The sequence below is a fragment of the Arthrobacter sp. Soil736 genome (genome assembly GCF_001428005.1).
Taxonomy (GTDB): domain Bacteria; phylum Actinomycetota; class Actinomycetes; order Actinomycetales; family Micrococcaceae; genus Arthrobacter.
Genome location: NZ_LMSB01000018.1, coordinates 34,994 through 57,691, shown reverse-complemented (window position 1 = coordinate 57,691; position 22,698 = coordinate 34,994). Strand labels below are relative to the sequence as shown.

The 22,698-nt window shown below is 61.1% G+C and carries 23 protein-coding genes and 3 pseudogenes; 9 read left to right on the top strand and 17 right to left on the bottom strand.

Features of this window, described 5'->3' with window-relative positions; all coding sequences use genetic code 11:
* Positions 1–107: 107 nt before the first annotated feature.
* A complete protein-coding gene (locus tag ASG92_RS12245; protein ID WP_056628529.1) occupies positions 108–1,046 on the bottom strand; it encodes a sulfurtransferase in 939 nt (312 codons plus the stop codon).
* A 555-nt stretch (positions 1,047–1,601) separates the two neighbouring features.
* The gene (locus tag ASG92_RS28310) at positions 1,602–1,997 is read right to left on the bottom strand and encodes an SLATT domain-containing protein (RefSeq protein ID WP_056628526.1); all 396 of its coding nucleotides are present in this window, start codon (positions 1,995–1,997) and stop codon (positions 1,602–1,604) included.
* Between ASG92_RS28310 and ASG92_RS28980 the strand changes: the two genes are divergently transcribed.
* From ASG92_RS28980 to ASG92_RS12225, 3 genes are all read left to right on the top strand, one after another.
* Positions 1,996–2,427, top strand: coding sequence for a hypothetical protein (locus tag ASG92_RS28980; protein WP_162256316.1), 432 nt, complete (start codon positions 1,996–1,998; stop codon positions 2,425–2,427). The two genes, ASG92_RS28310 and ASG92_RS28980, sit on opposite strands and share 2 nt — an antisense overlap.
* A complete protein-coding gene (locus tag ASG92_RS12230; RefSeq protein ID WP_082579476.1) occupies positions 2,322–2,828 on the top strand; it encodes a GNAT family N-acetyltransferase in 507 nt (168 codons plus the stop codon). Before ASG92_RS28980 ends, ASG92_RS12230 begins: the two co-directional genes overlap by 106 nt.
* Before the next feature lie 751 nt (positions 2,829–3,579).
* A complete protein-coding gene (locus ASG92_RS12225; RefSeq protein WP_056628518.1) occupies positions 3,580–4,158 on the top strand; it encodes a hypothetical protein in 579 nt (192 codons plus the stop codon).
* A 247-nt stretch (positions 4,159–4,405) separates the two neighbouring features.
* Here the strand turns inward: ASG92_RS12225 and ASG92_RS12220 are convergent, their stop codons facing one another.
* Positions 4,406–4,912, bottom strand: coding sequence for an anthrone oxygenase family protein (locus ASG92_RS12220; RefSeq protein WP_056628515.1), 507 nt, complete (start codon positions 4,910–4,912; stop codon positions 4,406–4,408).
* Positions 4,909–5,640: an SDR family oxidoreductase gene (locus ASG92_RS12215; RefSeq protein WP_056628513.1), complete on the bottom strand. Its 732-nt coding sequence runs from the start codon at positions 5,638–5,640 to the stop codon at positions 4,909–4,911. Before ASG92_RS12215 ends, ASG92_RS12220 begins: the two co-directional genes overlap by 4 nt.
* 117 nt (positions 5,641–5,757) lie before the next feature.
* On the opposite strand from ASG92_RS12215, the gene ASG92_RS12210 reads away from it, so the two are divergent.
* A complete protein-coding gene (locus ASG92_RS12210) occupies positions 5,758–6,192 on the top strand; it encodes a MarR family transcriptional regulator (RefSeq protein ID WP_240987117.1) in 435 nt (144 codons plus the stop codon).
* 598 nt (positions 6,193–6,790) lie between these two features.
* Here ASG92_RS12210 and ASG92_RS12205 read toward each other — a convergent pair.
* Both ASG92_RS12205 and ASG92_RS12200 read right to left on the bottom strand, forming a co-directional pair.
* Entirely contained in the window at positions 6,791–8,239 is a 1,449-nt protein-coding gene (locus ASG92_RS12205) for a hypothetical protein (protein WP_157372199.1), read from the bottom strand.
* Between the two features lie 237 nt (positions 8,240–8,476).
* Positions 8,477–8,662, bottom strand: a complete 186-nt coding sequence (locus ASG92_RS12200) for a Wadjet anti-phage system protein JetD domain-containing protein (RefSeq protein ID WP_240987116.1) — start codon at positions 8,660–8,662, stop codon at positions 8,477–8,479.
* Between the two features lie 535 nt (positions 8,663–9,197).
* On the opposite strand from ASG92_RS12200, the gene ASG92_RS12195 reads away from it, so the two are divergent.
* From ASG92_RS12195 to ASG92_RS12180, 4 genes are all read left to right on the top strand, one after another.
* Entirely contained in the window at positions 9,198–9,494 is a 297-nt protein-coding gene (locus ASG92_RS12195; protein ID WP_056628501.1) for a hypothetical protein, read from the top strand.
* Positions 9,495–9,702: 208 nt separating this feature from the next.
* Positions 9,703–9,999, top strand: coding sequence for a hypothetical protein (locus tag ASG92_RS12190; protein WP_056628498.1), 297 nt, complete (start codon positions 9,703–9,705; stop codon positions 9,997–9,999).
* Positions 10,000–10,389: 390 nt separating this feature from the next.
* Positions 10,390–10,770: an STAS/SEC14 domain-containing protein gene (locus ASG92_RS12185; protein ID WP_056628496.1), complete on the top strand. Its 381-nt coding sequence runs from the start codon at positions 10,390–10,392 to the stop codon at positions 10,768–10,770.
* A 449-nt stretch (positions 10,771–11,219) separates the two neighbouring features.
* Positions 11,220–11,588 carry a nuclear transport factor 2 family protein gene (locus ASG92_RS12180; protein ID WP_056628493.1) on the top strand — a complete coding sequence of 123 codons (369 nt, stop codon included), beginning with the start codon at positions 11,220–11,222 and terminating at the stop codon, positions 11,586–11,588.
* Positions 11,589–11,730: 142 nt separating this feature from the next.
* Here ASG92_RS12180 and ASG92_RS28300 read toward each other — a convergent pair.
* From ASG92_RS28300 to ASG92_RS12165, 3 genes and pseudogenes are all read right to left on the bottom strand, one after another.
* Positions 11,731–11,805 (bottom strand): annotated as a pseudogene (locus ASG92_RS28300) (LacI family DNA-binding transcriptional regulator); the annotation flags it as partial.
* 11 nt (positions 11,806–11,816) lie between these two features.
* A complete protein-coding gene (locus ASG92_RS12175; protein ID WP_056628492.1) occupies positions 11,817–12,062 on the bottom strand; it encodes a hypothetical protein in 246 nt (81 codons plus the stop codon).
* A gap of 1,978 nt (positions 12,063–14,040) precedes the next feature.
* Positions 14,041–15,138, bottom strand: a complete 1,098-nt coding sequence (locus tag ASG92_RS12165; RefSeq protein WP_056628486.1) for an FAD-dependent oxidoreductase — start codon at positions 15,136–15,138, stop codon at positions 14,041–14,043.
* 111 nt (positions 15,139–15,249) lie between these two features.
* Between ASG92_RS12165 and ASG92_RS27325 the strand changes: the two genes are divergently transcribed.
* The gene (locus ASG92_RS27325; protein WP_082579474.1) at positions 15,250–15,699 is read left to right on the top strand and encodes a MarR family winged helix-turn-helix transcriptional regulator; all 450 of its coding nucleotides are present in this window, start codon (positions 15,250–15,252) and stop codon (positions 15,697–15,699) included.
* A 374-nt stretch (positions 15,700–16,073) separates the two neighbouring features.
* Here the strand turns inward: ASG92_RS27325 and ASG92_RS12155 are convergent, their stop codons facing one another.
* From ASG92_RS12155 to ASG92_RS12120, 8 genes and pseudogenes are all read right to left on the bottom strand, one after another.
* On the bottom strand, positions 16,074–16,661 hold the full coding sequence (locus ASG92_RS12155; protein WP_056628482.1) for a TMEM175 family protein: 588 nt from the start codon (positions 16,659–16,661) through the stop codon (positions 16,074–16,076).
* A gap of 258 nt (positions 16,662–16,919) precedes the next feature.
* Positions 16,920–17,730: pseudogene (locus ASG92_RS12150) on the bottom strand (AAA family ATPase).
* Positions 17,731–18,016: 286 nt separating this feature from the next.
* Positions 18,017–18,694 (bottom strand): annotated as a pseudogene (locus ASG92_RS29790) (Mu transposase C-terminal domain-containing protein); the annotation flags it as partial.
* A 503-nt stretch (positions 18,695–19,197) separates the two neighbouring features.
* Positions 19,198–19,833, bottom strand: a complete 636-nt coding sequence (locus tag ASG92_RS12140; RefSeq protein WP_056628480.1) for a recombinase family protein — start codon at positions 19,831–19,833, stop codon at positions 19,198–19,200.
* Positions 19,834–20,061, bottom strand: coding sequence for a flavodoxin (locus tag ASG92_RS12135; RefSeq protein WP_056628478.1), 228 nt, complete (start codon positions 20,059–20,061; stop codon positions 19,834–19,836).
* Positions 20,062–20,128: 67 nt separating this feature from the next.
* Positions 20,129–20,692, bottom strand: coding sequence for a dihydrofolate reductase family protein (locus ASG92_RS12130; RefSeq protein WP_056628476.1), 564 nt, complete (start codon positions 20,690–20,692; stop codon positions 20,129–20,131).
* 878 nt (positions 20,693–21,570) lie between these two features.
* A complete protein-coding gene (locus ASG92_RS12125; protein WP_082579473.1) occupies positions 21,571–21,807 on the bottom strand; it encodes an SHOCT domain-containing protein in 237 nt (78 codons plus the stop codon).
* Between the two features lie 71 nt (positions 21,808–21,878).
* Positions 21,879–22,592: a DUF3105 domain-containing protein gene (locus ASG92_RS12120; protein WP_082579472.1), complete on the bottom strand. Its 714-nt coding sequence runs from the start codon at positions 22,590–22,592 to the stop codon at positions 21,879–21,881.
* Positions 22,593–22,698 lie beyond the last annotated feature (106 nt).

Genomic DNA, 22,698 nt, shown 5'->3' with positions numbered 1-22,698 from the left:
GGCCAGCGCCCCGAGCCCGGCCAAACCGCGCCGTTCAGCAACGGGCTTCCCCCGGAGGGCCCGGCGGGTGTGGCCCGCCCTTGACCGGCCCGTAACAAGCCCCTTGACTACCCTGTTCGCCGACCGTGCGTGAACCAGGCGGGGATGGAGCCGCGTTCGGTGCCCTTGGCGATCGGCACGCGGACGGCGTTGCCCCACTCTGTCCAAGAGCCGTCATAGTTGCGGACCGTTTCGAAGCCCAGCAGGTACTTCAGGGCGAACCATGTGTGGCTGGAACGCTCGCCGATCCGGCAGTAGGCGATGACATCGTCACCGGGCTTGAGTCCGGCTTCGTCCAGGTAGAGATCCTTGAGTTCCTTGCGGCTGCGATAAGTGCTGTCTTCCGCGGCCGCGCGCGCCCAGGGGATGGACGCTGCGGTGGGGATGTGGCCGCCGCGCAGCGCGCCTTCCTCGGGGTAGGCGGGCATGTGAGTGCGCGCACCGGAGTATTCCTCCGGGGAGCGGACGTCGATCAGCGGTTTGCCCAGATGCGCCAGAACGTCTTCCTTGAAGGCGCGGATCGGAGCGTCGTTGCGTTCGATGACGGGGTAGTCCACCGGCGCCGTCTCTGGGACGTCGGTGGTTAGCTCCCGGCCCTCGGCGATCCACTTGTCACGGCCGCCGTCGAGCAGGCGGACATCCTCGTGGCCGAAGAGCGTGAAAACCCAGAGCGCGTAGGCGGCCCACCAGTTGCTCTTATCGCCGTAGATCACAACGGTCGTGTCACGCCCGATGCCCTTGGAACCAAGGAGCTTCGCGAACGCGTCGCCGTCGACGTAATCGCGGACAACGTCGTCGTTCAGGTCGGTGTGCCAGTCGATCTTGACCGCGCCGCGGATGTGGCCGGTGTCGTACAGCAGCACGTCTTCATCGGACTCGACGACCGCCAGTGCCCCCTCCTTTACGGCGCCGGATGAAATCGTGCTGGCCAGCCAGTCGGTGGAGACCAGCCGTCCGGGATGAGCGTAGGCGGAAAACTTTTCGTTCTGTTCAACCGGACAGGACATCAGAAGGCCTTTCACCGCGGGAACGTGTGGCCGGGCCGGAGTGCCTGACCGACATGGACATTACGCGCCCCGGGTCGGCCGGGCAAGGGCCATTGGTCCGTTCCCGGCCGCCCTCCCGGCGGCGCGGTCTCGGTCTTTACCCTTTCCAGTCGGGACAGACGGGTAAAATTCAGGACGGCCGTCGCGACGTTCTTCGGACGGGCCCGTCGGCGATGGTCAACGTCGTTGAACCTGCGCTAAGACCAGATGAACAGGGCCGCCTCCCGCATATATGGGAGGACGCGTCGCTGTGCCTCAATACCGCAGGGCAGTGGTCCCCGAAGATGCTCCTCGTAGACACCGTCCTTCCTTGGTCCTCGGAATGGTTGTTACATTACGAGGTGTGGAAAGGTACGGGCATATGGTTCGGCGATGGCGCTAGTGAAGAATCCCCTGAAGCCCAGTCGAAGCTGCTGCATCCGCTAGTCATTGATAAGGCGCGTGCAGCACCGGGAAGGGAACGGCCGCACTGATTGCAGTCTAGGAAGGACGCTCCCCGCCATCTACAAGCAACCGCTACGACCGGCGGGCGGGAGTTTCTCGAGTACCGGTTGGTGCGGTCTTACGAAGATTGACAGGCAGAAACTTGTCGATTTCCTCGTCGGAAAAAGTAAGGTCTTCACGTTCCTTCAATGCCCGCCGCGCCAGAATGTACGCTTTAGAGCTGGTGTCGGGAGCGGTCTGATACACCTTCTGCGCCTGAGCGCTGAGATGGTCCCTTTGGTTTCTGATCTCCTTCGCTGACAAAGCGTTCCCCTTCACATCAGCCAACAAGTGGATGTAGCTGTCGCGGATCTTGAGCAGGGACTTTGCGGCTTCGCGGTGTGCCGCAGCCTCTTGCGTCGGATTAAGGGGCCGCGGGGGCGGAACACCACGAAGTACTGGTCCGGTGCTGATGGCCTGGCCGGACATGGACGATATCGGGGAGCTGGTGCGCTCCGGCCGCGGGATCCGTGCCATCTGCGTCATCACCTGGAACGCCGATCGGATCCGCCCTTGGGTCACAGCGATGAACCCGGATGTTCTTGGCGACGGCTCGGACTGGAAGACTCTCTCCCCCGATCTCGACCCAATCGTCGTAGAGGCTCTAAGGGGCCTGACGCTCACGGTGAACCACAACAACACGATTTCGGCCGGCTTTGAGAAGGACCAGGTCGTCGGCGTACTCCTGGCAATGCGCGACGCCAGGATCCCGATAGACGCCGACGCGATGCAGGGCTGGGCCCTTGCTCACGGGTGGGCCGGCAAGAACCCGGAGCGGCTCGCGCAGTACGTCCGGGACATCAACGGCGGGAAGCGCCCGCGAGCCCGGCACGTGCTCCGCGCCGACTACATCGAGTAACCGTCAACGATGCAGACAGCGTTTGGATTCTGGTTCAGGATTTCGCAGGCACGTTCGCGCCGAAGCAGGAACCGTTTGATCGAACCTTCCGTTCATTGCTCCAGACGCCCCAGACACTCATCCTGGTGGCCGAACAGCGTGACGGATCCGTCGTCGGCTACCTTTTGGCCCATTGCCGAGCCACATTTCTTGCAAACGGACCTACTGCCTGGGTCGAAGAAGTAATGGTGGCCGAGCAGGTGCGACGACAAGGCGTAGGGCAGGCCCTGATGACTGAGTCCGAGACGTGGGCGCGGGAGCAAGGCGCTGCCTATATCTCTCTAGCGAGCCGTCGGGCAGGCGAGTTCTACCGTGCGCTGACCTATGAGGACGCCGCGACCTTCTTCAAGAAGTCCCTTTGATTCCCGCATCACCGAATAGTCGGAACAATCCGGTCATTGGTAGAACCGTGGCGATTCCCGACATTCAGAAAAAGCCATGGCAGAAGCAGCCGCCCAAGTTCATGGAACTGGATTATGCGCCGACGGTGGGCTCCTCTCCCCCAAGGTTCGACTCTCAAGGGCCGCGGCCCGATGCCGTTGAGCAGAAGTTTGCGGCCGCTTGAAGTCTCACGGCACATCGAATACCTCAAGAAAGAACATTGGTGGTCACAAACTATTAACCGGAGATGGGTAGTGAAAATGGCTTTGACCTGCAGAAATGCACGAAATTGGCCGATTTTGACCCATATAAACTTTCAGATTTTCTTGCCAGATATTGTTCAAAAGGGAGGTGGGTGCTCCCTAAGCAGACCCTCAAGGACTGCCTAGGCAGAATTACACTGCCTGCTGAGTCGCTTTGAGGGCCTTTGGCGAGGAGGGACTTGGACCCGGGTCTCCCCAGTCCCAATCGTATCGAGGGGCATCAAGAGCGCCTCCCATCTGGCCTTGCCTGTTCAGGGCTGCTACCAGGTGAGCCTATTTCAATGGGAAAGGCACGCGGCTGATAAGCAGATGCCACCGACCCTCCAGCGACAATTGTGTACACCGGCAGACGACCGGTCCGGGCTGTTTTGGTTGGACGCCCCTTTTTGCGATTTCGACGGCGTATATATTGCGGTGGCATAGACAAGGACTGAGTCTGCGAACAGGAACTGGAGTTGGGGACTTCAAAGTGCACGTGATTATTGCGGGTGAGCCGGTGTCGATCGACCGATCAGTCTTCGTAGATCTCCTGGAGAACTCTGTCGTGAACGGGCGGGCACCGTACCTCCACGCCCTCGAGAAGTCGAAGATCCAATACTCCGACCTCTTGGACCTTGCCCGGAAGGCCGAGGTCCCGCACCCGCTGTTCTTCGCTCCCCCGGCCGTAGTACAAGCACAATTGCGCACGAAGAGCGAGAAGCTGCTGCAGGGCGTCGCGCCGGAGACGTTTACGGTAAATACACGAACAACAGTGAAACTGCGAGATGTCGAGCTGATCGTGAAGGACCTCCTCCGCAAGCAAGAACTGGCCCGGAAGCACGACCCCACGCTCGTCAAGAACAGAATCGTCGGGCTGCTCCGCAAGCCACGTCCGACCGTGAACTTGTCCTCGTCGGCTTGGGTGTACTTTTGGCCAGATTTCCTAACGGAAGGTCCCGCCCAGGCACGGCAGGTACTGAGGTTGAATCCTAATTCTCCTGCGGCCAGCGGAATGCTCCCCAGACGCTCCAAAGCCAAGAAGAAATCCGCCCGATCGGACGACGAGTAGCTCCGGTAAGCCCGCTTCAGGGTCGGCGAAGCGGACGGGCCAGACTCTTTCCTTAAGGGTGATCTTTCCGTTAAGGAAGAACTATTTCTTGTTGGTATTTCCACAGGTGTTGCAACTCCCGTTTTTCGGGGGTGTTGCAACTGTCGATCACTTGAATCCGCCCGGGCCTTCGATCACTTTTGGGGCATGAACAGCAAGCCCTCCCCCACATCATGTGCGGGAGGGCTTGTCCGTTCCGTCAGGCCCTTCAGGCCGACGCGTGCAGCGAGCTCCGGAGCTGCATGGGCTGCCGCACGACTGCGACGGCCAGGGCCGCGAAAGCGAACAATGCGGCACATGTTCGGATGAGATGGCCCAACTGCCAGCGATCGCGTACGCTCGCCCAGTCCTCCGGTGGGCTCTGGATGTTCCATCCGCCTTCGGCCAGGTTGATGGGAACGTTGACCACCAGGGTCGTAACCAAGGCTGCGAGCAGCAGGGCCAGTGCACCAACGGTCAACCAGAAAGTGCGCCCCCTTGACCTTGCTCCCAGAAACACCTGTACCGCAGTGGCGATCAGCGCGGGGAACAGCAGGACCGATGCCAGTATCGGCAGGCCGATCAGGGCAACCTGCTGCAGCTGGGTGTAGACGGCGCCGTCGAAGCCCCGCAACGACAACTCCAGGACGAGCACCCCCGTGAGGAATCCCGCGAACAGGCCCCCGAAGAGGAGTCCGGCGAGGCGCGAAATGGCTTGGATCGCGGTGCGGTTCATGACGACTTCGCCTCCGGCACCCGATCAGGCGCTGCCTTCTTGCTGCTGGCCTCACGCGCGAGTAGCTGGATGAGGCTTGGCTTGTGCGCGAAGGTTGCAACAGCCAACGCCTTGCGGACGAACTCATCCGACGTGAGCTGGCGAAGCATCGAGTCCGCAAGATCGGCCCGTGATGTGAATGTCCCGTTGAGGTAGTCCACGGCCACTTTGTAGTCGGTGACCGATTCGGTCTCAAAGAGTCCGGAGGGCCGCATGATGGTCCACTCTAGGTCGCTGGCCGCGACGGCGGCTTCCATGCGCCGCATGTCCGCATATAATGTACGCCCCAACAGACTGGTGACCAGCGGCTGCAACACCTTGTCGAAGAAGAAACCGCCGTGCGGGCCGGCCGTAGTGTCAGCGGCGCTGGAGCTCACGCACACCAGTCGGCGTACACCATGGCGGTCCATAGCCCGCATGATGTTGCCGGTGCCGGCCGAATAGACATTGATCGGCCGACGACTGTAGGGAACACCGAGGGTTGAGAGCACGGCGTCCTGACCAGCGACAATGGCGTCCACCTCTGCGGAGTTGTACACGTCAGCGCCGACCACGCTCAGGGCGGGGGCCCGCAACGGGAAGTCCTGCGGTCTGCGGGTGACGGCGGTGACGACATGTCCGGCGTCGAGCGCCTGGGCGGTCAGAATCCTTCCAGTGGGGCCGTTCGCCCCGAATATTGCGATCTTCATGTGAATGCGGCCTCTCCGCTACCCTTATCCTAGGAAAACCATACAATACAGAAACGATATCATATGACTTACGTATCAAATCAAGAGCCTGCGATTTCCCGTCTTCGGCGGCGCGCAGTGGCTGAACTCAAAGCCGAGCTTCGCGGCACGCGCGTCCAACTGTCTGTGCTCAATCACCAGGTTGGCACTCAAGCCGAGCTCAAGGACGTTGACCTCGACTGTCTTGACCTGATCTCAAGCCGGGGGCCGCTCAGCCCGACCATGCTGGCCAAGCATGCTGGCCTGCACCCGGCAACGATGACCGGCATCCTCGACCGGCTTGAACGCGGCGGCTGGATTGCCCGGGACCGCGACCCGTCCGACCGGCGCGCCGTCGTGATCCGGGTGCTTCCCGACAGAAATGCCGAGATGTTCCGGCTCTACTCAGGCATGAACAGCCTCATGGACGACATCTGCGCCGGCTACGACGACGCCCAGATTGGCGTCATCACCGACTTCCTCCGGAGGGTCCAAGCCGCCGGACGCACGGCTTCGGAAGAACTCGGCAGCTGAAGTGACACTCCTGATGAGGCTCCACCGATTTCGGGCATAAACAACGATCCTCCCTCGGGCACCAGACGCCCGAGGAATTCGAGCAGGCATACTATGCTCTAGAAATCGGCTCGTTACCCGACGACGCCGCCAACAAACAGGCGGCATGATTCCCGGGACGGTTCACATTCCACTTATTGCACCATGACCCCTGCTCGGCAGACCCGACCGTCACAGACGGAGCATGAGCCTTCGCGTAAGGCTTTGCGTGTGGCGGGTTGCCCGTAGCAGCGCCGCAGTTCCAGCACGTTTGAGCATCCTCGCCCAACTCGGAACCGCATGAGTGGCAAACAGTATCCATGTCGTGATGTTAATCCGGCCAAACAGAAGCAACAACCGTCCCCGCCAACGGGAATTCATGGAGCCCATCTCCTATTCCGGCCGCCCTGCCCTAAGGTCTTCGATTCCCGTCTAGGCTTGCCCCGATTGCACGGATCTCTGCATTTCCCTACCAGGATGCCAAGGAGCGCTTCCTGCTGGTCTGACTTTCTGATCGGTCAGTAAACGGTGACAGTCAGCGATGTCATGACCGCCTTGATTTGGCGGCTCTCCGGACTGTTTAGGTAGGTGATAGCCTCCTGCTCGGTGTTGAATCCTCGCTGGTGGAGGAAACGGCGTTGAATCCTCGCTGGTGGAGGAAACGGCCGAAAACGGGACCCGCTTTGAAGCTCGACCTGCCTGGACAATCCTGACCGTCCGAGGCGACAGTGCCCGGGGAGTCTGACAGCTGCAGTGTCAGCACGACCGGGAAGCTGTAGCCGTAACCGGCTGGGGGATGAAATACGGTGGACTGGATCCATTGCTGACCCTGGCGAGAATCAGTTTCGGACTCCACCTGCACCGGCGTGGACTCGACCAATCTGGCCGGAATCGCTCCGCATGGCTCATTCAAATCGGCATAGAAGACGAGCTGGAATTCATGCAGGCCTGCACTGCTCACCACGCCCACACCGTTATGAGTGTCGCTCATCAGCGGCGGAAGGGGCGTGGAGCTGACAGCCCAGCCAGCAGGATATCGGAAATCCACTTGGGCCTGGTACGGGGAGTTCTTGGCCAACATGGTCACCCCGGTCCCGAGAATCCCGTGATAGGCCTGGAGCCCGTCCGGGACCGTGACGATGATCTGGTACCCGTCAGGATGCAAAACGGTGTCCGCAATAGCGCGGATTCCGTCGACGACCTTTTCGAGCCCTGATTCCAGCCAGGACACTACGCCTCCAGCCAGCACAGCGAAGGCCTCTGATGTTCCGGCGGCAACCAGATGTTCCATGGTTCTTCCCAGGCACGGCCATACAGCCTGCAGGGCGGCATTAACGTACGAAGCAGCGGCAGCTGGGGTGCTGATGTCAGGCGAGGCGGTCATGCCCTGGACGGCTGAGGCGCAGTCCACGGCGTCCATCGCATCAATGGCGGCGCTGATTGTCAATGGATCGGCTCCCTTGTGGAACCTGCTGTACATCATGATGGCGGTCTCGGCAGCGAAATGCAGCACAGTTGCCTGGTACGCCGGGGGCGAGGGCATGATCTTGACGCCCATAGATGATCCGGTCGTCGAATCGACGTTGTAGTAGGCGGTTTCGCCCGGTCCGAGGATCTCTACGTCGTTGTGAGCACTTGACGGAAAGGTGATGTATTTGGCCAATCTAGGCAGCCACTGGCCCACATCGTCGCCGCGGGTGCCGATCGACAGTCCGGGTGTGCTTTCAGCGGATACCGCGTAGCCGCGAGAGTTGTTCAGCTTAATAACTGTGGCGCCTGTCGCTGCCTTGCCCATGCACCATTTGACGGCATCGCCCGGACCGCCAGTCACGGTGATGCCCCCTGCACGGGCCGCATCCTCGTTCTCGCATTTCGGGTCTTCACCGTGGGTCGCGGTGAACATGGCAGTGACCTGATCCTTGGCCCATGACGCGAGCCAGTCCCACGATTGAGTGAACCAGTTGGAGAAGTGCGTCGTCTCGACTTCAAGGTCCGAGCCCACGACACGGGAATTCAGGACCGGGGTCAATTCCTCCCCCTCGTTTTCGTTGAAGCCGACCAACGGCTGCGGCTCCCCCTTTGCCCGATCGAAGATTCAGGTTCTGGATGAGAAACACCTTCAGAAGCGATTTGCATCAAAAGGCCGGACTCCAAGCGTTTGCCTGACCACCGGGCAGGATTCAAGACTGCCAGAGCCGCGCGCCGGCATGTGGTGACAAGCACGCCCTCGTGACGGGAAAGTTCGGCCTCAATCGGAATTGATTTTCTACTGGCTTCGCTCAGCGATCTTTTCCCACGCCGTCTGCAGCGATTTCAGCGCGGTTTGCCACGGGATGCGTTCCTGTTCCAGACGCACATCGCCTTCGTCACGCAGGCGTTTGAGGGCTCGCTGCTCGCCACCGGTCAGTGCCGTCCGGCCCTGGAGCTGTTCCGGGATGCCGTGGCCACCCAAGACCACCTACCACGACGCCTACAATTACTTCACACACGGGACGGAGACCTGACCGCGTCGTCCCCTTGATGTTTGGATTCAACGTTCACACAACGTGCGGGAAGGGGCATCGCCCCGCATCACAGCACAATTGCCGCCGTCGTGTTGCCGCAGTTTCCTTCAACAATAGCGGCGCGTGGTGTCATCCTGCTGGGCTTCTATTCTGCAATCTAACACGAAGGAACTCCTGCGAACCGGACAATCTAGACAATCACCGGCGGGCCTGATCGCAGACCTGGGAGCCATCGGATTCTCCTCACGAACGACGACGGCGGCGGCGCGTGGCAGTCTCGACAGATGGCCCGGGGATCGAAGGCCCTGACGGAATCCGAACGAGGTTCCCGCTGCTACGGCTTAAGCGCCCTCGTTGACGCCTTGGTAGGAAGTCAGAATGAAGCCGAATCCTTCACCCTGTACCGCCAACTGCTTGACATCCCGACTGACGGAGTCTCATGGTTGGCAATGTCCAACACATTCCGACCATCCAGGAGCAGAAATGGAAGCCACGCCATACGGAATTGTGCACTTCTTCCCAGGAGGCACCAAGGAACAGTACGAGGCATCAATTGCCGCGGTTCACCCAGGCGAGGGGCGCCTGCCCGACGGTCAGATCTTCCACGCCGGAGGCTCTTCCGCCGGGGGTTGGACGATCATGGCCGTCCATGACTCGAAGGAGAGCTGGGAGAAATTCCGCGACAGCATCCTACTTCCGCGGATGCAGCAGGGCATCGAGGGCGGATTCGCATCGCCGCCCGAAGAAACCGTCATCGATCTGTACAAGATCATGCCCTAGCGATTCGGGAGGCCGCCGCCGAGTCGTATGGAAGGCGGCCTCCCATGCGTTGTAGCCGACATGGAAAGGAAACCGCCATCTCCCAATCCCTTTAATCCATAGTCCCTGGCAGGTCGTTGACGAACCTTCCTGCGGAGCGTACAACAAGCCGTATCCATTCATTTTGCAGGCCGGTTCCTGCCGGTCTGCCGGTTATGAGGAGAGAGACATGGCTGTCGCAGTCATCATGGAGTTCAACGGCGCCACCCTGGAGCAATACGACCAGGTCATCGTAAAAATGGGCCTCACCAAGGAGGGACCCGCCCCGGCGGGCGCCTTATCCCACTGGGTAGCGGCGACGGACAACGGAATACTCGTCACCGACCTTTGGAAATCCCGCGAACTCTACGACGCCTTTGCACGGGATCAGATTGGCCCCTTCAGCCAAGAGGCCGGAATACCGGAGCCGCCGAAGATCACCTACCACGACGCCCACAACTACTTCACCCAGGGGCCTGAAACCTGACCGCGTCGTCAGGACCGGCCGGCCCGCCTCGGTATCACAGTCCGCGGTAGCGTCCTCTGTGTACTGCGCTCCTCCCCAAGCGAGGCGCTCCACTGGGAGCACCGTTCCATGCGCCCGCGGACGTTATGTAGCCCCGAAAGCGTCAGCGGGGACAATGAGTGTCGGCGGATGGCGGTCGTTGGGGCATTCATCGCAACCGAGAAAATGCTCCCGCGGAAGCGGCTCGCTAACCCCTCGGTTCGCGATCGCGCTGGCCCTAATCGGACTCCGTGTCGCCTTGAAAGCCGGGGCGCTTCCCAGTCTCGCGATCTGTCGGCAGGTAGCCACCGAAGGCGGGCACGGCAGCAACGGTTACGATAAGTCGGGAACCGGCAGCGGGAGGATAGAGGCATGGCGCGGATCGCCATTGAAGGCGGAAAGGGCACCGTCGAGCTCCGGGCCGACGGTCTGATCCACTTGGTCTGGATGCCTAACGCCAGAATTAGCGCTACCGACGCCCGGGCCGCGATGGCCGGAGTTAACGGCGTCTCCATGGGGTCAAAACATCCAACGTTGGTCGAGATGGCTACAACGGAGACCGTTGACCACGATGCCCGCGCTGTCTGGACCATCCCGTGCGCCGCCTCGCGCATTGCACTGCTCGGCTCAAGTCCGGTGGATCGAGTCATCGCGAATTTTTCCCTTGGCCTCCACACGCCGCCGTGTCCTACTCGTTTCTTCACGTCCAGAAGTGAAGCCACGAGCTGGCTCCTAGAAGATCCGGATCCCTGACCTCAGACCATGCGGCCAGCCGGAGCTACATCCTCTGGGCCGCTATGCTGCTGGCCCTCGTCCACTCACTCCCTGTCGAACACAAGGGCATCCTGCACGCCGCCGCATCCTCGAGAGGTCCGATCAGCCGTGTCATTTCCACCCTCCAATTTGCAGGTTTTTCCCGTGATGTCTTGATTTAGTGTCGTCGGCGGCGTCAGGCTGAGGATGATCGGATAGACGAACGGCCTGGCGTGAGGTTTCGAAGGCTCACGCCAGGCCGTTCTGACGCGTAAAGGCCGCGCTGATGCTCACGGTAAATCATGATGTAGCCAGCCTGCAGGGTTTGTTGGCAGCGAAGTCGGAGGCCTTGGTGCTTGTCTGATCGCGTACTTGTCTGAGCCTTGTTGACGGGGCCGGTCGCGCGTACTCTATGAGCCACACCACACCGGCTGTCAGGAGGACTCACCATGGCCACAAGCGAAGCCAACAAGGAGACCGTGGCGCGACTCTTCGATGCCTTCCGGGCCGGAGACACCGAGGCCTTCAACGAGCTGATCGTGCAGGACTACAAGCAGCACAACCCGCAGGCCGGCCATGGTTTGCAGGCGGTCAAGGACTTCTTCTCCCAGTTCGGGCCGGTCGACGTCGAAGTTCATCGTGTGATCGCCGAAGGTGACTTCGTCGCCGTCCACTCGCACTACAAGACGTTCAACTCCGCAGGAGTGGACATTTTCCGGTTCAGTGAGGACGGCAAGATCATCGAGCACTGGGACGTGCTGCAGGAAGTCCCAGCGACGACGGCAAGCGGGAACGACATGTTCTCGCAGCTGAGCTGAACTTCCTGCCAGCTGGGCTGGCGTTCGCCTGCCCAGGGTCGCAGGGCGGCCGACCAGCGCCCTTCTAATGCCGCTACGCTGAAAAACCGGCCCACAGCACGGCTCAGGCGGAGGCTTGGCAAGGACGCTGAATTCCTCTGCCAACACCTGGACTTCCGCTCAGCACACGGGAAACGGTCCCAACCGAGGCCCCTGCCGTCTTGGCGATGTCCTGCACTGTCGCTCGCACTACTCGATTATCCTTCCGCAGGTCCGAAGCTCCCCCTCGGAACTACGGGCTCTACGCGAAACCTTCAGGGCATCACGACCGGCTCGCTTACGTCCATCCGTGATGCGAGTTACCTCTACAGCATGACGTTCATCTGTCGATCGGTAAACGACGCCACCTTCCTTGTCCGCGTGCTCGAGTTCGTTCTCCAAAGTCTTTTCGACAATCGCCTTCGCTTCGCGCTCGACACGGCGCTCCTTGTTCATAGAACTCCTTGGCACATTGAGGATACGGTCAACGAGCCCCTCAGGGGCGGCCCAGAACTACCTAATTGTGTCCGATCAGGTCGTGGTCGCCTACTTCAAACTTGAGTCTCGCAGTGACCATGACCTCACTGTCGGGGATTCTTTCCCGAGCTGTTCGAGCGGCAACTCGGTCCGATTGACCCGCTACGGATGAGATGGCAGAAGAAGGTGCGCAGACTTCCGGGATCCGAGATAAACAGGTTCCGGACGGGAAGCCCCATGCCGCTCAACGATGCCCACTTTGGGGATTTTCTCTGCCCCAGGGAGCTTCAAGGGAGCCTTGGTCCGACCAGTTTGATATCGGCCGCTGAGCAACTGCAGGTTCGTGGAACAGGATTATGCGCCGACAATGGGCTCTTCTCCCCAAGGTTCGACTCTTAAGGGCCGCGGCCCGATACCGGTCAGCAGAAGTTTGCGGCCGATTGAAGACTCACGGCGCATCGAATACCTCAAAATTGAACATTGGTGGTCACAAACTATTTGCGGGAGATGGGTAGTAGAAATGGATTTGACTGCAGAAATGCACGAAACTGGCCGATCATGACCCATATAAATTTTCAGATTTTCTTGCCAGTCAATGTTTACAACAGAGATGGGTGCACGCTAAGCAGACCCTCCAGGGCTGCCTAGGCAGGATTTCACGGACTGCTGAGTCGCCGCGTGTCCGGGCTTGAGGGCCTTTGGACAGTAGAGACTTGGCTCCGCTCTCCTCCAGTGTTCATCGTCTCGAGGGGTGTCAGGGTTGCCCCTTGTTAGGCTGTGCCTACGCAGAGGGCTGTACTGGGACCTTTTGGGCCAGCATGGTCTTCCCGACTCCCGGAGGAGTGTGTATCGGTCCGGTGATGTGCTCGTAAACGAGCTAAAAGCGAGCTTCAGATCCGCGCCAGCACGCCAATATCGCCTCGCCACCACATGCTCATGTGTTGGCGATCTCCGGCACTGCGATGGAGTCGCCGACTCCGCAATGTCGCGCTGAAACTGGGCCGACCTGGAATGGATCCTCGCACCGCCTCCCCCGGCCTGGCCGAGCTCGGCCGACGGGTCGGGGCGAGCGAACGCACGCTCTCCCGGCTCTTCCGCGACGAGGTCGGCATAGGCTACACCGTGTGGCGCAACCAGCTCCGACTGCACTTGGCGACGCTAATGCTCGCCGAGTGCCGAGTCTCACCTATGCAGATTGAGGCGACGAACCGTAGGCAGGATCCGCTGATCGGCGCCGTAAGAGACCGTCGCAGTTTTCGTTATAGTCTCTTGCCGTCCGCGAGCCCTCCTTACCCCCGGTCCGGCCCGCCATCAGCCCAGGAGGGCCGCCTCTTCTCGGGTTGGATGATCGATCGGTCCCCCGTGCACACCACCGTCGCCCTCGACCGTTGGTGGATGCCGCCGGGGCGGGATCTGATCTCCGGGGCTGGCATCCGGTTCCGCTAAACGGATGGGATTCAGGGGCAAAGCGACCATTCGCGGGCTTCACACAGTACAGAAGCCCCTTCGAACGCGTCCCTTTTCCAAGGTTCTCTCGGGGTCTTACGCGGCTCCGGCCAGGAACCCACGTCGTTTGTGCATGTCAGGCCTCGTGGGGTGCCCCTTGCGCGTGGGCCACATGTGTGGGCCTAGTGATTGCACCCGTCGGGGTGTGGCCGGTTGAGCGGGTCATAAGCTCGCGATTGCTGGCCCGTGCCGCGTCGAGTTCGCCGTCTCGTTCTGCAAGTTGCCGGCGTTGTTCTGCGGTGTGTTGTTCCAGCTCGGTGACGCGGCGGTGCAGTCGGTCGACACAGTCGGCGCACCGCGGCTTCGGCCATCTCAAGCGTCCTCCATTTGCGATAGCCAAGGCGCAATCGATCCTCAACTTCCCCTCCTGGGCGTAGGACCATCCGGATTGCCCACTTACAAGGAGCGGCACGGTCCTTCACGCTTCCATAGTCTGCACGAATACGCCCGTTTAAGGGGTCAAATTCAGCATCTCGACATAGCGGCCGATCATCATGTGTTGGCCTTTGATCTTGGAGATCAGCTCCGGGCTGGCGATCTCGCCGTCGGGCAGTTGTCCCGAACCGCCCGCGGGCCCCAGAGGAAGGATGATGACCGGCCTCGACGGCGCATAAGCGGCCAGTTCCGCGGAGCCCTCCAACTGGGCTTGGATGTTCTTGGCAACCACCGCGGCCTGGCGTCCCGCGACGCCGGCCTTGTTCACGTCGATCGCTGAGATGTCGCCCAGGGCGTAGACCTTCTCGAAGCCCACTACGCGGAGTTCCGGGGTGACTTCCAGGTAGCCGTCCGATGTCCGCGCGGCGAGAAGGTCTCCCGAGACATAGTCCGTCTGTGGGGCGATTCCGTAGCAGCGGAACCAGATGTCCGCCTCGATGGCAATGCCGTCCGTGGTGTTGACCGTGAAAGTGCCTAGCTCGCCGGCGGGAACCGGAGGTAGCTGCACCAGCGGACTGCCCATGATTCGCCGGATACCGATCTCATCCAATTGCCGGTTGACCTCCTCCCGGAGCCGAGGATCGTACGGTCCGGGAAGGATGTCGGGCGCAAGGTCGATTAGAACGACGTCCTTGTCCGGCCATGCCGCGGCGATTTCGCCTGCAAATTCAAGGCCCACTGCCCCGGCCCCGAGGAGCATTACCCTGCTGGCACGCTTGAGGTCGTCATGTGCGGCTTGGTAGCGGTCTATAGCCTCAGTGGTGACCACCCGATCGCTCTTGGCCGGGAAGGGGTAGCTGGAACCGCTCGCCAGGACTATGTAGTCCGGCGCCAGCCGAGTTCCGGAGGCCAATTCGACCGTGTGCCCGTCCACCCTCACGGCCCGGTCGTGGAGCACCTGACCCCGCTCCAGCAGGCGGTCATAGGGAAGGAACATGCGTGGCAGGAAGTCCGGCTGCACCACGGACCGCAGCGCCGCGATGTTGTGCACGAAAGCGTCCTTAGGCTCCACCAAAGTGACCATTGCATGTTTGTCCAGCGCCTTGGCTACGGCAATGCCACCGTAGCCTCCACCGACAATCACCACAGTGGCGTTCGGAACGCGGTCATTCATGGCAACTCCTTTGTGTGAAGCTCTCGTTGATCGGCTCGTACCGATCAGATCGTTTAAGGAGGACAACGATTTTAAAAGAGCAATAATTTCCTCGATGATAGGATTTTTCTGATGAGTACTTCAGCAGCAGGCAAGCAACTGGGGTTTCTCTTGGCGCGCCACGGGCGCATCATGAACACGCGCCTTCGCCAAGCGCTGGACTCCTCCGGACTCAGCCCGAGGCATGCGGTCCTCCTGTGCCGGCTTGAAGAGTCCGGGCCCATCAGCCAGCAACACCTCATCGAAATTCTCTTCATCGATGCCAGCGCACTTGTGTCCGTCCTGAACGATCTTGAAAACGAAAGGCTCGTGGAACGTCGCCGAGATCCCGCGGACCGCCGTCGACATATCGTGGAAATCACCGCGGAAGGCAAGCGCGCGGTCGCGTCGATCGAAGTTGCCGTGGCCGACCTCGAGCGGGAGGCCTTTGCTGGGTTCTCCGCCGATGAACTCTCCCAACTCCATGGACTGTTGTCGCGGATACATGCCGAACCCGCAGACGAAGTCTGCGACGAGGACTGAGCACATTTCGAACCCGCACGACTCGCCACAATCAACCACCGGTGGCACTGCCAAAGACAGGGAGAAGCCGCCGAGCAAGAGAACTTATGAGAGCGGCTAAAACACAGGCAACATCCGTGTTGCAACGGGCGGTAGCCCGGAGAAGTGGGTCTGGCAGTCTTCCGGATGATATGACGAGCCGGGCCTGCGGTCTTTAACCTGACTGACACACCGAGAGAACCCGTCGTCCACCAAGCAAGGAACAAGCCTGTGCCACAGTCCACAACAGGCGATCGGACCCCGAGAGAACCTTGGGAACGGGACGCCATCCCGGACCTCGCTCCCCCACCATACGGAACTGAGAATGGGGGTAGCAGCCTCGGTGACCGGACCGGTCAGTCCTGGCGCGCCCGGGTGACGAAGCGCTCTACCCGGCGGTCCGGAACCAGCCAGATCAGTGCCACCACGGCGTAGACCGCTATGCCCAGCAGCGGTTGCACGATGCTCAGCGCAAGGCCGGTGAGGTAAATCAGCGGCGAGGTCTTGCCCTTCCAGTCCTTGCCAACTGCCCGGGCGAGGGCTCCCTCCCGGCCTTGCTGGCGGATGAGGGCCTGCTGCAGGATGACGTAGGCGATGCCAGCGCAGAGGAGGTTGATCCCGTACACCAGCACCGGGACCTGCACGAAGCCGGACTCATCCATCCAGCGAGTGCTGAAGGGGACAAGCGAGATCCAGAACAACAAGTGCAGATTGGCCCAGAGGATCCCGCCGTTGACCCGATCGGCCAGGTGGATCATGTGGTGGTGGTTGTTCCAGTAAATTCCGACGTAAACGAAGCTGAGCAGGTAGCTGAGGAAAGTTGGGAGGACATCGGCCAAGCCATGCCAGGTCGGTTCGTGCGGCACGCGCAGTTCGAGCACCATGATGGTGATGACTATGGCCAGCACGGCATCGCTGAATGCCTCCAGGCGGTTCTTGTTCACCAGGCTCCTTCCATTAGGGCAGCATATTTATCCAGGCATCCGTGGCCAGCGCCGAGGAGTGAAAAAGTCCGGGAGAGTGGTGCAGTCCTCCGATGTGTTTTCCTGAATACCGGTTACTGCCTGGACCAATCCCAATTCCGCTTCTCTGATGTGTCAATGGTGTTCCACAACCTTGGTTGTGCGGCAGTCTCGGTGGGACAGTCCCCCGTGTGACTGTTAACTTCAATTGGCGGTATTTTCGCGGTGTCGTGCGGCGGTCTAGCTGATGCCGATGACGAGTGTGGAGCGTGCTGCTTCGACTATGTCGTCGGTGATGGTATCCAGTTCGTTGATCTTCATGATTCGTTCCATTTGGGTGAAGAGCCGGTCGATGAGGCGGAAGTTCCCTCGGGTGATGCGCGCGATGGTTGCGATGGCTTGGGCATCAGTGAAGTCCGGGGTCGAGGGTCTGCCCGAGTTTATGCCACTTTCGCTGTAGGACGAAGTTCAGTTCCTCTTCGACGAGGAGCCGGTATTCGTGGGCGAAGCCGACTCTGCTGTGCAGCTGGGGGTAGCGGCTGAACTGTTTTTCAATGCCCGGCATGCCGATCAGTATCAGGGCGATGCTGCTCCGGTCGTATTTGTCCCGGAGTACTTCCAGCGATGTGGCGGTGAGCCGCTCCGATTCATCGATGATGATGAGCTCGACGTTCTTGTCCTGGTCCTTGGGTGGGCCCTTCTTGGTCCCGGTGCTTCGCAGGTGCTCGTCGATGCAGATGGAGGTCCTGGTGATGATGCGTGCCAGTTCTTCATGGACCTGTCTAGGCCTGATGAGCACGCCCGGGGTGAAGAAGACGGTGCGTGTTTTCGCCAGAGCCGCATAGATCTGGTGGTCGCTCTCTTGCCGTGGTCCCCATTGTTCGAGAAGGGGTTCGGCCTTTTGCCAGCTTGCGTAGTGTCTGGCTGGGAGCGTTTTGCCGATCCCCGCCTGTCCGTAGCAGATCCCAATGGTGCGTTGCCGGCGCACCGCGTTGGCGAACTCCACGAAACGGCGGTGTTCCTTTGTGGCGATAAAGCTCGACGGTGCCATTACCTGTCCTCCAGATAGGTGCGCAGCTTCCGTGCCCCTCGTGTCGTTGGGCTACCGGCTCTGTGTCCGGTGAGGCCAGTGTGACCCTCTGTGGCGCGGGTAGGTGCTGGGCGACCGCGGCGATCCGTTCGTTGATCTGCCCTCGCAGTTCACGCTTTTGTGATGCCCTGGCTGCTTGGATGTCTTTGAGGGTGACTGTGGACCGTGCATGGGTGGGGTCGACTGCCTTGCAGATGTACTCGTTTCGGTGGAAGACACGGATTTCGGCGATGTCTGCGGGGTCGTACCGCACGACAACCTGCTCTCCGACGTAGGCGGCTAGCAGCGGCGAGATGTAGCGGAGCCCTTGGAAATGCACACCGTCCCGGTGGACGATGCGGGGTTTCGCAACGGTGAGCAGGAGCAGATTGAGCTCGTCAATGGACGCGGGTAGCCGCGGCAACCATCCGTTGCCGCTCCAGGCTTGGTATGGGCTTTCTCTGATCTCCTGGTGTTCCCGGTGATTGTAGTTGTGCGCAATGAAGTCGCCGACGGCGCTGTTCAGTTCGCTCAGGGTGAGCTCCGGTCGCGGGTTGCGAACCTTCGGGGCCAGATATCCGGGCAGGCTGGAAAGAAGCTCGGTGTTGATGGTGCCGAAAAGGCGTTCGACCTTACCTCTGCCCTGGGGCCTTGCGACGGCGGAGAAGACGATTTCAAAGTGCAGGTCTTTGCCGGTCTGTGCGAGACGGTGGCTGGTGAAGTCCGTGCCGTGGTCAACGTACAGGACATCCGGAATGCCGCACATCGACCAAGCACTATCCGCTTTTGGCCAGATGGCCTGCCGCAAGGCAAGCGCCGTGTTCATGGATGAAGGCGCACCGGTAAAGACCATGTAGCCGCAGACCGCCCGGGAGTAGTCATCCAGGATTGTCGTGAGCCAAGGCCGGACTGGTTTCCGGCCAGCGTCCAACACCAGAATGTCCATTTGGGTGTGGTCGGCCTGCCACATGGCGTTGGGGCGCTCGGCTCGGCGACGCCATACGAGCTCGTACTGGTCCCGGTACGCTGCAGGCCCTTGGTGGGCAAGGGTGAACAGTCCGGGATCAAGCCCGGCGATAATCGAGCGAACGGTTGAATAGGAAACGGGCGGCCATCCCTGCTGGGCCGCTACCTTGTTGGCTTGCTTGTGTATCGCTGTGATGGTCTTACGAGGCTTCACCAAAGCGAGTCCCTCGACCACGGTGACCAGTTCGGCCGGTGAGCGGCGGCCGCGGGGCCGCACCGCCGAGGGTTCCAATCCTGTTCTCCCGCGGAGCTTGTATGCCTGGTGCCAACGCTGAAGGGTTCGAAGCGGAACGCCCGATTCGGAAGCAAGGGTCGTTAGGGCTGTTCCACCATCGACATACTGGCGCAGAACATCCCACCGGGCCGTGGCTACATCGTCAGAACCTGGGCGCTGGTTTCGGCTCTCGGCGCCTGTACCCATGACTACATGGCTGACTTGGTTTTGGACGCAGTGGCTTGAGGCGAGGATGCGGCCCGCCGGTCACTTTGCAAGGCCCGGTAGACAGTAGTGCGGCTAACCCCAATGACTTCACCAATCTTCCGGACCGTCATTTCCTGCTGGGCGTAAAGACGCCTGGCAGTATCAAGCTTCTCCTTCGTCATCAACGAGGGCCTTCCTCCCTGCCTGCCGCGCGCCCTGGCCGATGCCAGCCCTGCCGCTGTCCGTTCCCTAATGAGATCCCGTTCAAACTCCGCCAAAGAAGCGAAAAGATGAAAGACCAAACGGCCACCTGAGGTCGTGGTGTCAATCGATTCCTGCAGAGACCGGAAACCGATGCCGCGTTCATCGAGAACGGCCAATTGATCAATAAGATGTCGAATCGACCGACCAAGCCGATCCAACCTCCACACCACCAGGACGTCACCTGGCCTGAGCTGGTCCAACAGCTTCGTGAGTTCGGGACGATTCTGAACGCCACCTGAAGCCGTATCGGTGAACACCCGATAACAACCGGCCGCAAGCAATGCGTCCTGCTGAAGGGCGGCGTCCTGGTCAACGGTTGATACGCGGGCATAGCCGTGGACAACACGACGTTCGTGTCTCGAAAAACTTTTGATTTACGAGACATAGTTTTCGAGGAGTCCTATCCGGCGCAGCCAAGATTCGGCGGCTGGCATTGCGTCTCTGACTTCCTCTCCGCGGACAGCGGGTCCTTCACCGATAACCGCTGATCGGCAGGATACTGCGTAGTCCTGTTCAGTGCTGCCCAGGCCGCTCATGGCGTAGGTCGTGACCGGATGGATGGTTTTCCCGGCGGAATCGTAGCTCTCGGCGAATGTGGTCATCTGCTGGCCACCGCCGTGGGGCCGCTGGTGGTGGATCTACTTCCCCGACCGCCCGGAGAAATCGCGCTCAGCGCCTCGTCTCGTACCTGGTCAGGACCACGCCGCCGGGAAACGTCCGCGTCTCCACCAGGTTCAGGTTCACCCAGCTGTCCAGCGCGGTGAAGAACGGCGTGCCGCCGCCGACCAGGACCGGATAGGTGGCCAGCGCGTACTCGTCGATCAGCCCGGCCCGCATGGCCGCCCCGGCGAGCGTTGCGCCGCCGACGCTCATCGGACCGCCGTCCTCGGCCTTGAGCCGGGTGATCTCGGCGATCGCGTCGCCGGTGACCAGGCGGGTGTTCCAGTCGACCTTGTCGATCGTCGCGGAGAACACCACCTTCGGCGTGTCCCGCCAGTTCCGCGCGAACTCAATCTCCGCGGGTGTGGCGTTGGGCTGCTGGTCGCCGGTGGGCCAGTAGGAGCTCATTGTCTCCCAGAGCTTGCGCCCGTACAGCGACAGGCCGCTCGCCCGCTCCTGGTCGAGCCACCACTGGAACAATTCGTCGCTCGGCCCGCCCCAGCCGATGTCGTCGCCGGCCGCGGCGATGTAGCCGTCCAGGGTCAGGTTCATGCCGTAGATCAGTTTCCGCATGGCGCCAGCCTTCCGTCAGTCGGTCTCCAGCGTATAGATCGGGCGCGGCGCGGGAAACCCAGCGGTTCGCGATCGACTCGCAGGTAGTCCTCGTGCTCGGGGCTCAGCGTGGCATACTCGACCGCCTCCCGCCGCGACGCCCCGTCGAACATGAGCACGCCCAGCCTGGTGGAGGATCCGCCAAGGGCTGCCGGGGTGACATTTATCGCTGCTAAAACGCCGCCATTTATCGCTGCGATTCACAGCCAAGCAAGCAACCTAATGTGTGATCTGTTCCCTTGTTCCAAAAACGGTCGTTTTTGAACCTCCGCGGGGAGAATGTGCGCCTCAATATCGGGGCCAACCCGAAGGTGGCTACAAGGTTCAGGCGGGGAGCGGGGAAATACTCCTTGTGCCTTTACGGCAGTACATCGCTTCGTAACAATGATTTTTCATTCCTCCAGCACTGAGACTTGAGCTTTACCAAAGTGCGGCACCAGGGAGAGTCGGGACCCGTGGCCCCACCCAGGCTTCAGTGTCCTCACATGAATACGAGCGGGGCCGACCGTCCGGCTAAGCAATTTAGTCATCACGGCAGCAATCATCAGCACAGCAGCTACAGCAATCGTCCTGGTGGCATCGTCCGAAGCAGGCCGGGTCGGGGCAGCATGGACGTTTTTCAAATTTGCGGGTCATGGTCACCTCCTTTCTCTTCTCGGATGGTGGGTTTGGGGGTCATGGGGTACGGGAAGAGGGCCGCGCGGTCACGGTCGTTCGAGACGTTGTTGCCGAAGAATTCGCCTTGAAGGTACTGGCTAGGGACGAGCTGGCCCATTGAGCGGTTTCCCGGGGGTGGCTGCCCCTTCCTGGAGGCGCTGCGGGTAGGGGCGTGCTATTGGCTAGCCCAGGGTTTCGCGGCGCCTGCGGTATTCCTCGTCGTCGATTTCCCCGCGTGCATAGCGTTCGTCGAGGATGCTCCGGGCCGAACCTGGCCGGTCAAGGGGGGCTCGCCCGTCACTGCGGGCGAGCCGGATGATTGCCCACACAAGTCCGACGAGTCCGACGATGAGAAGCAGCGACCACCCCAGCATCCAGAGCCACATGATCCCCATGCCGTCGTATCCGTAACCCATCATTGGCCTTGGTCCTTCCTCTTGTTGCGGACTTGCGGGCTTCAGGCCGCTGGCCCGTCGGTTCGCCCTGGTGATTACTTCACTTTTCCGGGGCCATCCACGCCGCCGGTGCAGGGTGCACCGGGTTCCGGCGCTGTTTTTGCGCTGCGGTATTTCGCGATGAAGTCTTTGATCCGCGGGTCATCCACCCCTGTCACCTTCAGTTGGACGCCCCAGGCGGAGGCGACGACAGGCGAGGAAAGGCCGCTGAACGGCGAGAGGATGGCATAGGTGGAGGGGATGTCCTTGCGCAGGGTGTCCAGTTGGGTTCCTGTGACCGCCTGGGGGTCGTAGGTCACCCAGACAGCGCCGTGCTCAAGGGAGTGCACCGCGTTTTCGTTGGGCACCGGTTCGCTGTACACGGCGCAGTTGAGCGGAACCGCCGAATGGTCCCCGCCAACCGGCGGGCTTTGGGCGTACTTGACCGCTCCCTTCACATGGTTGGAGCTCAGCCCCGAAAAGGTCTCGACGCCATCGATGGCGGCGGGCGGGGTTTTCGGCAGGGAGCTCACCACAGCGAAGACGACGACGCCTGCCACCAGGGCGATGCCGACTGTCCATGCGGTGATGAGGAGGATGAGCCGGTTCCGCCGCCTCTTCTCATGCTCGCGTTTGAATCCGGCGAGCTTGTTCTGAATGTCTGCGGCCCGCTGCTGCTTCAGCGTGCGCTTGTTCCCGGGGGCAGCGCGCTGTCCCGGTTCCGGGGCGCTTGTCCTGCCGTCCTTGCCCGGGTTCTGTGGTCCGGCCATGTCCGTGTGTCCTTTGTTCGCCGCGGCTCCGGGAAAAGGCGCCGATGGTTTGGGCGCCTGGTCCGGCGTTTTCTGCGACCAACCTAACTTACTTAGGTGTTTAGGT